The 12,752-nt window shown below is 71.4% G+C and carries 12 protein-coding genes; all 12 read left to right on the top strand.

All coding sequences use genetic code 11. From position 1 onward, the window contains the following. The first annotated feature begins 3 nt into the window (after positions 1-3). The 12 genes from ACH54P_RS09740 to ACH54P_RS09685 all read left to right on the top strand — a co-directional run bounded on the left by ACH54P_RS09740 (position 4) and on the right by ACH54P_RS09685 (position 12,744). Positions 4-1,227, top strand: coding sequence for a cytochrome P450 (locus ACH54P_RS09740; RefSeq protein WP_489912021.1), 1,224 nt, complete (start codon positions 4-6; stop codon positions 1,225-1,227). Between the two features lie 19 nt (positions 1,228-1,246). Further along, positions 1,247-2,020 (top strand): 3-oxoacyl-ACP reductase FabG, encoded by a 774-nt coding sequence (gene fabG, locus ACH54P_RS09735; protein WP_489912020.1) that lies wholly within the window; start codon positions 1,247-1,249, stop codon positions 2,018-2,020. Further along, positions 2,017-2,754: an SDR family NAD(P)-dependent oxidoreductase gene (locus ACH54P_RS09730; RefSeq protein WP_489912019.1), complete on the top strand. Its 738-nt coding sequence runs from the start codon at positions 2,017-2,019 to the stop codon at positions 2,752-2,754. Before fabG ends, ACH54P_RS09730 begins: the two co-directional genes overlap by 4 nt. Positions 2,755-2,769: 15 nt before the next feature. Continuing rightward, positions 2,770-4,344 carry a class I adenylate-forming enzyme family protein gene (locus ACH54P_RS09725; RefSeq protein WP_489912018.1) on the top strand — a complete coding sequence of 525 codons (1,575 nt, stop codon included), beginning with the start codon at positions 2,770-2,772 and terminating at the stop codon, positions 4,342-4,344. Positions 4,345-4,357: 13 nt separating this feature from the next. Beyond that, positions 4,358-5,722, top strand: coding sequence for a nucleotide disphospho-sugar-binding domain-containing protein (locus ACH54P_RS09720; protein WP_489912017.1), 1,365 nt, complete (start codon positions 4,358-4,360; stop codon positions 5,720-5,722). Positions 5,723-5,795: 73 nt separating this feature from the next. After that, complete coding sequence (locus ACH54P_RS09715) at positions 5,796-6,149, top strand: acyl carrier protein (protein WP_489912016.1); 354 nt, start codon at positions 5,796-5,798, stop codon at positions 6,147-6,149. A 10-nt stretch (positions 6,150-6,159) separates the two neighbouring features. Next, positions 6,160-7,227 carry a ketoacyl-ACP synthase III family protein gene (locus tag ACH54P_RS09710; protein ID WP_489912015.1) on the top strand — a complete coding sequence of 356 codons (1,068 nt, stop codon included), beginning with the start codon at positions 6,160-6,162 and terminating at the stop codon, positions 7,225-7,227. Next, complete coding sequence (locus ACH54P_RS09705) at positions 7,217-8,347, top strand: acyl-CoA dehydrogenase family protein (protein WP_489912014.1); 1,131 nt, start codon at positions 7,217-7,219, stop codon at positions 8,345-8,347. The genes ACH54P_RS09710 and ACH54P_RS09705 overlap by 11 nt, the downstream gene beginning before the upstream one ends. A gap of 33 nt (positions 8,348-8,380) precedes the next feature. Beyond that, the gene (locus tag ACH54P_RS09700) at positions 8,381-9,886 is read left to right on the top strand and encodes an amino acid adenylation domain-containing protein (protein ID WP_489912013.1); all 1,506 of its coding nucleotides are present in this window, start codon (positions 8,381-8,383) and stop codon (positions 9,884-9,886) included. 3 nt (positions 9,887-9,889) lie between these two features. After that, the gene (locus tag ACH54P_RS09695) at positions 9,890-10,159 is read left to right on the top strand and encodes an acyl carrier protein (RefSeq protein WP_489912012.1); all 270 of its coding nucleotides are present in this window, start codon (positions 9,890-9,892) and stop codon (positions 10,157-10,159) included. Then, positions 10,156-11,859, top strand: coding sequence for a cobalamin-dependent protein (locus tag ACH54P_RS09690; RefSeq protein ID WP_489912011.1), 1,704 nt, complete (start codon positions 10,156-10,158; stop codon positions 11,857-11,859). Before ACH54P_RS09695 ends, ACH54P_RS09690 begins: the two co-directional genes overlap by 4 nt. A gap of 45 nt (positions 11,860-11,904) precedes the next feature. After that, positions 11,905-12,744, top strand: a complete 840-nt coding sequence (locus ACH54P_RS09685) for an alpha/beta fold hydrolase (protein ID WP_489912010.1) — start codon at positions 11,905-11,907, stop codon at positions 12,742-12,744. The last annotated feature ends 8 nt before the right edge of the window (positions 12,745-12,752 follow it).

Genomic DNA, 12,752 nt, shown 5'->3' with positions numbered 1-12,752 from the left:
GAGATGACCACCCGTCCCACGGTGTCCCCCACCGAACTCGAGCAGATCGACCTGGCCTCGCCCATCCTGCACGCGGAGTACGAGCTCGGTGAGGTCTTCCGCCACCTGCGGACCCACCAGCCGGTGTACTGGCAGGAGCCGCGCGGCGAGCAGCCCGGCTTCTGGGTGATCAGCCGGTACGCCGACGTGAACGACGTGTACAAGGACAAGGCGCACTTCACCACCGAGAACGGCAACGCGCTGGCCACCTTGCTGACCGGCGGTGACTCGGCGTCGGGCGCCATGCTCGCGGTCACCGACGGCGTGCGCCACCACCAGGTGCGCACCGTGCTGTCCAAGGGTTTCTCGCCGCGGATGCTCGACCTGATCGCCCATTCCCTGCGGGAAACGGTCGACGGGCTGCTGCTGGCGGCGCTGGACCGGGGCGAATGCGACGCCGCGGAGGACATCTCGGCGAACGTGCCGCTGGGCGCCATCTGCGACCTGCTGGAGATTCCCCACGCCGACCGGAAGTACCTGCTCGGCCTGACTTCGCACGCGTGGAGCACGGACTACGCGGACGAGCCTCCCGAGGAGAGCTGGGTCGCCAAGAACGAAATCCTGTTGTACTTCAGCAAGTTGCTCAAACAACGCCGTGGCGGTGAGCGGGACGACATGGTCAGCCTGCTCGCGAACTGCCGGATCGACGGCGATCCGCTCAACGCGGCCGAGCAGATCGCCAACTGCTACGGGCTGATGATCGGCGGCGACGAGACCGGCAGGCACGCCATCACCGGCACGATCCTCGCGTTGATCGAGAACCCTGACCAATGGCGCGCGTTGAAGGACGGCGACGTCGACCTGAAGACGGCGACCGAGGAGGCCCTGCGCTGGACCGTGCCGTCGCTGCACGGCGGCCGGCTGGCGACCGGGGACGTCGTGGTCAACGGCGAGCAGATCAAGGCCGGCGACGTCGTCAGCGTGTGGATCTCCTCGGCGAACCGGGACGAAACCGTCTTCGACGCGCCGGACGAGTTCACGCTCGGCCGCACGCCGAACAAGCACTTCACCTTCGCCTACGGCTCGCACTACTGCCTCGGCCACTACCTCGGCCGGATGGAGGTCTACGCGGTGCTCGACGGGCTGCGCCGGCTGGTGGGCGACCTGGAACAGATCGGCGAAGAGCGGTGGATCTACTCCAGCATCCTGCACGGGATGAGCTCCCTGCCGATCCGGATCAAGGCCTGAAGGCCAGGGGGACGCGCCCATGACGAGCACTGCCCACAAGCCCGCCGACCCGCCGGTCGCCATGGTCACCGGCGCCGGCCGCGGCATCGGCGCGGCCACGGCCGAGCGCCTCGCCGCGGAGGGCATGGCGGTGATCGTCGTGGACCGCGCCGAGCCGGACACCCGGGCCACGGTCGCGGCCATCCGCGCGGCAGGCGGACGGGCCGGCGGGTACGGCTGTGACGTCGCCGTGGCCGACGCGGTGACGGCCATGGTCGCCTCCGCCGTCGAGGAGTTCGGTCACGTCGACGTGCTGGTGAACTGCGCGGGGGTCAACCAGGACCGGCTCCTGCTCACCATGAGCGAGCAGGAGTGGGACACGGTCCTGGACGTCAACCTCGGCGGCACCATGCGGTGTTCGTTCGCGGTCGGCCGGCACATGCGCCGGCGGGGCCGCGGCCGGATCGTCAACTTCGGGTCCGTGGCCGCGCGCGGCAACGCCGGTCAGACCAACTACGCGGCCGCGAAGGGCGCGATCGCCGGGTTCACCCGCACGCTCGCGGCCGAACTGGGGCCGCACGGCGTGACGGTCAACGCGATCGCGCCGGGCTTCGTGGCCACGCCGATGGTGGCCGAGCTGACCGAACGGCTCGGCGCGGACGGGGACACGGTCCTGCGGGCGGCGGCGGAATCCGCGGCCGTGGGCCGGATCGGGACGCCCGGGGAGATCGCCGCCGCGGTGGCCTTCGTCGCCCGGCCGGACTCGGCCTACCTCACCGGGGAAACCATCCACCTCGAAGGGGGCCGTCGATGACCGGGGTCGCGGTCGTGGCCGGCGGCAGCGAGCACACCGGGCTCGCGGTCGCGCGCGGACTGGCCGCGGCGGGCTACGACATCGCGTTGCTGGACACCGAATTCACGGCGGCCGACAAGACGGTCAGGCGGATCGAGGAGTCCGGCAGGCGGTGCGTCACGGTCGAGGCCGAGCTGACCGACACCCGGTCGGTCGCCGCCGCGTTCGGCCGGGTGCGGACCGCGCTGAGCAGCCCGGCCGTGCTGGTCACCTGCGTCGGGCTGGGGCCGGTGCCGGACGGCCTGCCCGAGGACGGCTCCGCGGACGAACAGCGCTACGCCGCGGTCCGCCGGGCACTGCGCCCCGCGTTCGCCTGCTGCCAGGCCGGGGCCGGCCAGCTCCTGCGCCACCGGTGGGGGCGGATCATCGTCGTCACCGAGCCGGCCGACGCCGGCGAAACCGCCTGGCGCACCGCGCAACCCGTGCTGGCCGGGTTGATCGGGTTCACCCGGTCCGCGGCGCTGGAACTGGCGAGGTCCGGGATCACGGTGAACCTCGTCGCCCCGGCCGGCTGCGCGCCCGACAGCCGGGTCCCGGCGCACCGGCCGGCGGTCGGCGACAGCGCGGGCTCCTACGCGGACGGCGTCGCGCACGTGACGGAGTTCCTGGTCGACGACCAGGCCGGCGGGCTCACCGGGCAGGAGATCTACGTCGCCGCTCCCCCCGCGGGAGTGCCTCTACTCCACGAAAGGTAGTCACTGGTGGCGAACATGGACCACGGATCGGAGCACTACGTCGCCCGCATCCTCGGCGAGGCGGCCCGGGACGGCGCGCGACCGGTCGTCCGGTGGCGGGACACCGTGCTCACCGGCGCCGAACTGCACCGCTCGGTGCGGCGGGTCGCGGCGGCGCTGCGCGAAGCGGATGTGGCCCGCGACGACGCGGTGGCCATCCTGACCCAGGTGAACAGCCCGTGGATGCTCATCGTCCGCTACGCCGCCCACCTGCTGGGCGCCTCGGTCGTGTACATCACCGGCGCCAACCACGGCACCACGACGCACGACCTCCCGGTGACCACCCGGCTCCGGATGCTGCGGGAAGCGGGCGCGTCGGTGCTGGTGTTCGACGAGCGCAACGCCGAGCTCGCCGGGACCATCCACGACCTGGCCCCGGACAAGCTGGTGCTGTGCGGCCTCGGCCATCCGGCGTCCGGCGCGGTGACCGCCGACGGCCGGCCGGTCGAGGACGTGCCGGAGGAGTTCGCGCCCCAGCACCCGGAGCTGGCCATGGTGCTCTACACCAGCGGCACCACCGGTCAGCCCAAGGGCGTGTGCAAGCTGTTCCGGTCGTGGAACCGGGCGGTGCTCGGCCTGGCCGAGCAGCCCCCGCCGACCTACCTGGCCATGACCGCGGTGAGCCACACGGTCGGCATGGTCGTCGACATCGCGCTGGCCGCCGGCGGCAGTGTGCTGCTGAGGGAGAGGTTCGATCCCGGCGACGTCCTCCGGGACGTCGCGACGCACCGGATCACCGACACGTTCATGGGCGTGCCGCAGCTCTACGCGCTCCTGAACCACCCCGAGGTGCGCACCGCGGACGTGTCCTCGTTGCGGCACCTGGTGTACGTCGGCTGTCCCGCGTCGCCGGAACGCCTGAAGGAGGCGATCGAGGTGTTCCCCGGGGTGCTGACCCAGTCCTACGGCTCCACCGAGACCGGCCGGATCGCCATGCTCCTCCAGGACGACCACGACCACCCCGAACTGCTGGCCACCGTCGGCCGGCCGGTGCCCGGGGTGACCATCGCCATCCGCGACCCGGAAACCGGCCGGGACCTGCCGCCCGGCCAGGCCGGCGAGGTGATGGTGCACAGCCCGAACACCATGGCCGGCTACGTCGCCGATCCCGAGGGCACCGCGCGGGTGGTCGAGGACGGCTGGGTGCACACCGGCGACATCGGCTCCGTCGACGAAAACGGGTACGTGCGGCTCTTCGGCCGGATGCACGAGATGGTCAAGGTGCAGGACACCCGCGTCAGCCCGACCGAGGTGGAGAAGGTGCTCGTCGGGTTCCCCGGCGTGGTGGACGCGTGCGTGTACGGCCACCGCCGGCCGGACCTGATCGAGGAACTGCACGCCGCCGTCGTGCTCGGCGCCGACGGCGCCCCGGATTTCGCCGCCCTGCGCGACCACGTCGCGCGGGCCATGACCCCGACGCACGCGCCGAGCCGGTTCGTGCGCTGGCGGCAGTTCCCGATCAACAACACCGGGAAGGTCGACCGGCTGCGGATCCGCGAGGTCAGCGCCGAGGCCCGCGGGGAGAGCCCGGACGTGCTGGTGGACAAGTGAAGGGGGCCGGCCGATGAGAGTGCTGTTCACGAGCCTGCCCGGGAGCGGCCACCTGTTCCCCATGGTGCCGCTCGCCTGGGCGTTGCAGGCGGCCGGGCACACGGTGCTGGTCGCCACCGACCGGGAGTTCCTCCCGGTGGTGACCGGAACCGGGCTGCCCGCCGCGGCCGCGCTGGACCCGGTCGACCCGGTCGCGCTGTTCCGGTCGACCGGCCCGGGTGGCGCGGCTGGGCCGACCGGCCCGGGTGGCCCGACCGGCCCGACCGGCCCGACCGGCCCGGCCGGCCCGGCTGGCGCGGCTGGCGCGGCTGGCCGGACCGGCCTGACCGGCTCGGCAGGCCCCACCGGCGCGACCGGCGCGGCTGGCTCGGCTGGCCCGACTGGCTCGCCCGGCCCGGCTGGCCCGGCCGCCCGGCCGGTCGCCCCGGCGGAGTGGAGCGGACCTCCGCTGAGCCCGGCGGAGCGGACCGGCCGCCGGTGCGCCGAGAGCGGCCTGCGGGCGCTGCCCGCCACCCGTGCCCTCCTCGAGGTGTGGCAGCCGGACCTGGTGATCGCCGAACCCATGGAGCTGGCCGGGCCGGCGGCGGCGACGATCGCCGGCGTGCCCTGGCTGCGGCACGCCTACGGCCTGCTCCCGCCGGAGCGGCTGCTGAGCGCCGCGGTGGCCACCCTGGACACCGGGCTGGCCGTGCTCGGGCTGCCCCCGCTGGCGGAACCGGCCGGGACGATCGACGTGTGCCCCGGCAGCCTGCAGCCGCCGGACGCGGTGGCGGCCACGCCCATGCGGTACGTGCCCTACAACGGCCCGGCCGGCGTCCCCGACTGGCTGCTGGCCGGGCCGCCCGCCCGGCCGCGGGTCTGCCTGACCCTGGGCACGTCCCTGCCCCGGCGGGACCCGCGCGTCGCCCCGCTGTGGCGGCTGCTGCTGGACGAACTGCTGGCGCTGGGCCAGGAGGTGGTCATCGCGATCGAGGAGAGCCACCGGCCGCTGCTGGGTCACCTGCCCGACGGCGTGCGTGCCGCGCGGATCCCGCTGTCCTCCCTGCTGCCGACCTGCTCCGCGATCGTGCACCACGGTGGTTCCGGGAGCACCATGGCGGCGGCGGCCTTCGGCGTGCCGCAGCTGGTCGTCCCGCACTTCGCCGACCACTTCACCAACGCGGAGCGGCTCACCGCGGTCGGGGCGGGCACGAGCCTGCCGCAGGACACCGACGACCCGGCGCGGATCAAGGCGGCGTGCGAGCTCATCACCGGAGACGGCCCGCACCGCGCGATCTCCCGCGGGCTCGCCGAGGAGAACGCGAGCCGGCCGAGTCCCACCGAGGTGGCTCGGGAACTGGTTCTCGAGTACGAGAAAAAAGGAATGATCGTCGCCTGAAAAGTTCGTTCTCCGGCGGTCACATGTCAGGGCGCCTGTGTCATGCTTCGACGAGGATCCGGAACTGCCGCGAATGACGTCTCGCGAGTTCTTGCGAGCGTTTTCCGCGGCACCGCAATCGATGGGGGAAGCACGCGAGATGGTCATTGGACGCACCGGGTTCGAGCCCGTCCTCACCCGCCTGGAAACGCTGCTGGACGAAGTCTGGGATCTGCGGCCGGCCGGTGCGACGATTTCGGCCACCGCACCGCTGGTGAGCCTCGGGGTGGATTCCCTCACGCTCGCGCTGCTGCTCGAAAAGGTCGGCAAGGAATTCGGTGTCGACTGGACCACCGACACCAATCCCCGCGAAGCGATCTCGTTGCGTTCGCTGGCGGATCTCGTGGTGCGGCGCGTCGCCGGCGGCGCGACCGCCGCCGGGGCGTAGGGCGCGGCGCATGCGGACATCGGGTACGTACCTGGCCGGGATCGGAACCGTCCGGCCCGAAACGGAAAGCGTCGACGCCGCCGTGCGGCGGGGACTCGTTCCGAAGGACGCCGCCGAGGCTTCGGGTATCACGGGCGTCGCCGTCGCCGGTGACGTTTCTCCCGCCGAAAACGCGTTGCTCGCCGCCCAGCAAGCCCTCAAGAGCAGCGGGCTGAGCGCCGACGACATCGGCCTGCTGCTCTGCACCGGGGTGTGGCACCAGGGACCCGACGGATGGGGACCGCAGTACTACCTCCAGCGGAATTTGCTCGGCGACGACCTGCTCGCCGTGGAACTGCGGCACGGCTGCAACGGGACCTTCAGCGCACTGGAACTGGCCGTTCCCTATCTGCGGTGCGCACCGCACGTCCGGGGCGCGCTGATCACCGCCAGCGACAACTTCGGCACCCCGCTGATCGACCGGTGGAACCCCGGTGAGGGGCTGGCCTACCTGGGTGACGGGGCAGGCGCGGTCGTGCTGAGCACCTCCCCGGGATTCGCCGAGCTGTTGTCCTTGTGCACCACGACCTTCTCGGAGATGGAGGAGGTCCACCGGGCCGGCGAACCGCTGTTCCCGCCGGGCGCCACCACCGGCACCTTCCTGGACTACGGTGCCCGGGCCGCCCGGTTCCAGCAGAAGGCGACCGAGGACGGCAACTGGGTGCAGTGCCTGCTGGGCCACCAGAAGCACAACGTGGAGTGCGTGGGACAGGCACTCGACGAGGCCGGGGTGGCCGCCGGCGACATCAAGACCGTCGTGATCCACAGCATGCCGCGCCAGGCGGCCGCCTCCTACCTGAAGATCCTCGGGTTCTCGCTGGACCGCTCGACCTGGGAGTTCGGCCGGACGACCGGCCACCTCGGGGCCGGCGACCACCTCGCCGCCCTGGAGCACCTCGTGACGACGGGCAAGGCCGGCCCCGGCGACCACCTGCTGCTGTGCGGTTCTTCGCCGGGCGTGACGTACAAGGCGGCCGTCGTCCGGATCCTCGACACCGCGGCCTTCCGGAACCAGGAGGCCCGGCCCGATGGACTTTGACCTCACTGCCCGCCAGCACCAGCTGGTCGACGACGTCCGCACGGGCGCCGGCAAGCTGCCGCCCGTGGAACCCGGCGGCGTCGCGGGAAAGGACAGCTGGCTGGCCGCGGCCGAACTCGGCATGACCGGCCTCTGCCTGCCCGCGGAACACGGCGGCGGCGGGCTCGGTGCCCTGGACACGGCGCTGTGCCTCGAAGCGTTCTGCGCCGGCGGCGCGGACACCGGTCTCGCGTTCGGGATCGCCGCCCACCTCCTGGCCTGCGGGACCGTCCTGACCGACCACGCGGCCGACCCCGTGCGGGCCGAGCTGCTCCGCGGACTGGCTTCGGGAACCGTGATCGCCGCGAACGCGATGACGGAGGACGGCGCGGGCTCGGACCTGAGCCGGCTCGCCACGACAGCCGCGGCCGACGGGGACGGCTACGTCCTGAACGGGAAGAAGTCCTTCGTCAGCAACGCCCCGCTGGCCGACGTCTTCATCACCTACGCGGCCACCGCACCGAGCGCGGGCTACCTGGGGCTGTCGGCGTTCGCCGTCCCCCGGAGCCTGCCCGGCCTGCGGATCGGTGCCCCGCTGGCCAAGCTGGGGTTGACCGGCTGCGCCGCCGCGCAGGTGGAGTTCGGCGACTGCCGGGTGCCCGGCCGCTACCTGCTCGGCTCCGAGAACCAGGGGAGCGGCGTCTTCCAGCGCTCCATGGCCTGGGAACGCGCGTGCCTGCCCGCGATCTACCTCGGGGCCATGGAAGTTCAGCTGGCCCGGTGCGTGGACCACGCCCGGAGCCGCAAGCAGTTCGGCCGCAGCATCGGGAGCTTCCAGGCGGTTTCCCACCGGATCGCCACCATGAAACTGAGGCTGGAAAGCAGCCGCCTGCTTCTCTACCGCGCGTGCTGGTTCCTCGACCAAGGCCGAGCGGCCGTGGAGGAGGCGGCGCTGGCCAAGACGGCCGTCGCCGAGGCCGCCGTCGCCAACGCGCTGGACGCGGTGCAGGTGTTCGGCGCGCGCGGGTACCTGGCCGAGGACGGGATCGGCCAGCAGCTGCAGAACGCCCTGCCGCTGAACATCTTCTCGGGGACGACCGAAATCCAGCGCGAGGTTGTCGCGAGGAGCTTGGGATTGTGACCGACGTTTCCTACTGCGCACAGGAGCCGAAGCATGAGTGAGCGGCGCGGTCTCCACGACCTGCTGGCCGCCTCGGCGGCCCGCACGCCCCACGCGCCGGCGGTGGCCGGCCCCACCGGGGCGATGACCTACGGGGAGCTCGACGAACGCGCCGACGTCCTGGCCGGGCTGCTGTCCGGGCGCGGCATCGGCAAGGGGGACCGGGTGCTGATCTGGTCCCCGAAGTCCGCCCACGCGATCGCCGCCATGCAGGCCGTCCTGCGCCTCGGCGCGATCTACGTCCCGGTCGACCCCCTCACGCCACCTGAACGGTTCGCCGTGATCGCGCGCGAGTCCGGGGCGCTCGCCTTGTGCGCTCCGGGCGGCCTGTCCGCGCGGATCCCCGGCCCGCTTCGCGACCGTCTCGTCTGTGTCGACCTGGACGCCGCGCCGACGTCCGACGCAGTCCCGCGGACACCGGTGAGCCCGAACGTGGAACCGGACGACCTCGCCTACATCCTCTACACCTCGGGGTCGACCGGGACGCCGAAGGGCGTCTGTATCAGCCACCGCAACGCCCTGGCCTTCGTCGACTGGGCCGTCGCGGAACTCGCTCCCGGCCCGCGGGACCGCTTCGCCAACCATTCGGCGTTTTCGTTCGACCTGTCCGTGCTCGACCTCTACGCCGCCTTCGCCGTGGGCGCGGCCGTGGTCCCGATCCCGACCGAGTTCGCGTACGCCCCGGAACGGCTGGTCGAATTCCTGCACCACGAGCGGATCAGCGTGTGGTACTCCGTGCCTTCCGTGCTGATCCTCATGCTGCGTGACGGCGGCCTGCTCGACCGGCCCGCACCCGGATCGCTGCGGGCGCTGCTGTTCGCCGGCGAGCCGTTCCCGATCGGCTACGTGCGCACGCTCGCGTCCTGGTGCGACGCCCGGCTGCTCAACCTGTACGGGCCCACCGAGACCAACGTGTGCACCTTCCACGAGGTCCGGCCCGCGGACCTCGCGCGCGAACTGCCGGTCCCGATCGGCAGGCCGTGCAGCGGCGACCGGGCCTGGGCTCGCCGTCCCGACGGCGCGGAAGCCGGACCCGGTGAGGAAGGCGAGCTGGTCGTCAGCGGGCCGACCGTCTTCGCCGGGTACTGGGGACGGCCGCCGCAGGAGGGTCCGTACGCGACCGGGGACCGGGTCAAGGTCCGGCCCGACGGCTCGTTCGACTACCTCGGGCGCCGCGACGACATGGTGAAGATCCGGGGACACCGGATCGAACTCGGCGACGTGCTGGCGGCGCTGCACTCCCACCCGGGGGTGGCCGAAGCCGCCGTCGTCGCCGTGGGGGAGGGGCTGGACCGGGGTCTGGCCGCGTTCATCGTCCGGGGCGAGGGCAGCGCTTTCGGGAACGTCGCGCTGCGCCGGCACCTGGCCGGCCGGCTCGCGCCCCACATGATCCCCGGTGACCTCCGCTTCGTCGACCAGCTGCCGCTCAACGACCGGGGGAAGGTCGACCTCGCGGCGCTGCCGGCACCACGCCCAGCCGCACAGAAAGTCCGAGGGTGAGACATGACGACCCAGACCCGAGAAGACATTTCGGCCGAGCTGCTCACCTTCGTCCGCGAAAGCTTCCTGGCCGGGGATCCGGAGGGTGAGCTCGAAGTGGACACCCCGCTGCTCGAGCTCGGGATCCTCAACTCGCTGAACACCGCCCTCCTGATCGCGCACCTGGGGGAGCGGTACGGCGTCAACGTGCCGCTGAGCGACGTCACGGCCACCACGTTCAAGTCCGTGCGCAGCCTGACCGAGACCGTGTACGAGAACTGGATGCCCAAGTGAACCTGACCGCGGACATGTTCCTGCTGCACGCGCCCAGCGTGTACGACTTCCGAGAGCGTGACGACATCCTGTTCGCCTACCTGAGCGACAGCGACAGCGTCAACGTCACGTCCGTCTACGAGATGTTCCCCATCGGCTGGTTCTCGATCAAGCAGCAGCTGGCCGACCACGACTTCGACTGCCGGATCGTCAACATCGCGTCGCTGATGCTGACGCACCCGGAGCTCGACGTCGAGCGGCTGATCGCCCGGCTGGAGGCGCCGATCTTCGGCTTCGACCTGCACTGGATGACCCAGTGCAACGGCGCGGTCGAGCTGGCCAAGGTGGTGAAGCGGATCCACCCGGAGGCGCTGATCGTCTTCGGGGGCATCTCGGCGACCTACTTCGCCCAGGAGCTCATCCAGTACCCGCAGGTGGACGTCGTCGTCCAGGGCTACGACACGCTCGCGCCCGTCACGCAGCTGGTCGAGACGGTGATCAAGGGCGACCGGGACTTCAGCGGGATCCCGAACCTGCTCTACAAAGGACACAACGAGGTCGAGACCACCGGGTTCAGCCACAAACCCGCCACCGGCTACAACAACGTCCGCAACGACTGGTCGTACTACCGGACGACGCCGGTGACCCCGCTGTCCAGCAAGCTCATCATGACGCTGCCGAACACCGGGTGCGCCCACGACTGCGGCTGGTGCGGCGGCTCCAAGTTCGCCTACCGCAACATCATGGAGGTGAACAAGACCCTGGTGCAGAAGGACAACGACCTCATCCTCGAGGAGCTCAAGACGATGGGCGAGGCGGCCAAGCACACCTCCATCTACGCCCTCCAGTGCTATTCGGAAGGCAAGACGAGGATGCACGCGTACCTCGACGCCGTGCACGAACTCGGGTACCGGAGCGTCTTCTTCGAGCAGTTCAACCTGACGCCCGCCGACACGCTGAAGAAGATGGGCGAGGCCACGGATTCGTACATCATGCTCTCGCCCGAGTCGCACGACCCGAAGATCAGCAAGGCGGCCGGCCGCGGCACCTACACGATGGAAGAGATGGAGGACTGGATCCCCCGCGCGCTGGACGCCGGGGTCAAGGGCGTGATGATCTGGTTCTTCATCGGCATGCCGTACCAGGACGCCCAGTCCGTGCGCGACACGGTCGCGTACTCGGAACGCCTGATCCGCAAGTACGGCGGGTCGTCGGCGGTCCTGCCGCTCATCTGTCCCATGGTGCCCTTCCTGGACCCCGGCTGCCGCTTCTTCGAGGAGCCCGGCAAGCACGGCTACCGGATCCACCACCGCACCCTGGAGGAACACCGGCAGGCCATGGTGGAACCGCTGTGGTACCGCCGGCTGAACTACGAAACCGACTGGCTGAGCCGGCGCGACATCCAGGACGTCTCCTACGAGGCGATCGAGCGGCTGGTGACCATCAAGGGTGAGCACGGTGTCCTGTCGAGCGTGTTCTGCGACGCGGTGCTCAAGACGATCGACCAGACCAAGCGGCTCCTCGCGGAGATGGATCACGCGCTCACCCTGGACGGCAGGCTGCCTGCCGCCCTGCGGGACGAAATGCGCGCCTACAACCGCAAGATCCTCGCCTATTCCAGCGACCAGATCCTGCCGATCCCGCGCCCCTTCGGCGGACGGTGGTTCGACGACGTCACGGTGCCGGAGGAGATGCTCCGCGAGCTGTCACCGGCCCGGTGAACCCCCGGCGGCAGGACGTTCCCGACAGCAGAGAGGAAACCGAGCATGGCGAACAACGCACTGGAGGTGCGGAGCCTGAAGGTGCCGGGCGCGCGCCTGCACTACGAGATCCGAGGCACGGGCCCCCTGCTCGTCGTGGTCGGTCTGCCCATGGGCTGCAAGGGGTTCGCGCCGATCTCGCGGCCGCTGGCCGAGCGCTTCACGGTGGTGACCTTCGACCCCCGCGGGGTCCACAGCAGCCCCGCGGACGACCCGAACCAGGAGGCGGACCCCGAGCTGATGGCCGACGACGTGCACCGGCTCATCGCGGAGCTCGACGCCGGGCCGGCGTACCTGTTCGCCAGCAGCGGCGGCGGCGTGACCGCCCTCGTGCTGGCCGCCCGGCACCCCGAACAGGTGCGGGCCCTGGTCGCCCACGAACCCCCGCTGCTCGAGCTGCTGCCCGACCGCGAAGAGCTGCGCGCCGCCATCGACGAGATCTGCGACCTGTACCGCGAGGACCGGCCCACGGCGTTGCAGAAGTACCTGGCCCTGGCCGACATCCGCCTGCACCGGCCGACCCCGGAGCCGCCGGGGCCGAATTCGTTCACCGCGCCGTGGGACGTCTGGACCATCCTCGACCGGCTCTTCACCTTCACGCTGCGCCCGACCACCCGCCACCGGCCGGACATCGCCGCGTTGCGGACCATCGCCGACCGGATCTTCATCGCCGGCGGGGCCAAGGGCCAGGGGGCGCTCTTCCACCGCACCGCGGTCGCGCTCTCCGAGCAGCTCGGCACCGCGCTCGTCGAATTCCCCGGCGACCACACCGGCTTCCTGACCGATTCGGAGGCCTTCGCCCAGGTGCTGTTCGAGGTGTTCACGAAGGCGCCCGCATTCCAATAGAGTCAGCC

It is taken from the genome of Amycolatopsis sp. N2S4-7 (assembly GCF_058119595.1).
The sequence above is the reverse complement of the archived record's forward strand: the minus strand, read 5'-3'. Positions and strand labels throughout refer to the sequence as shown.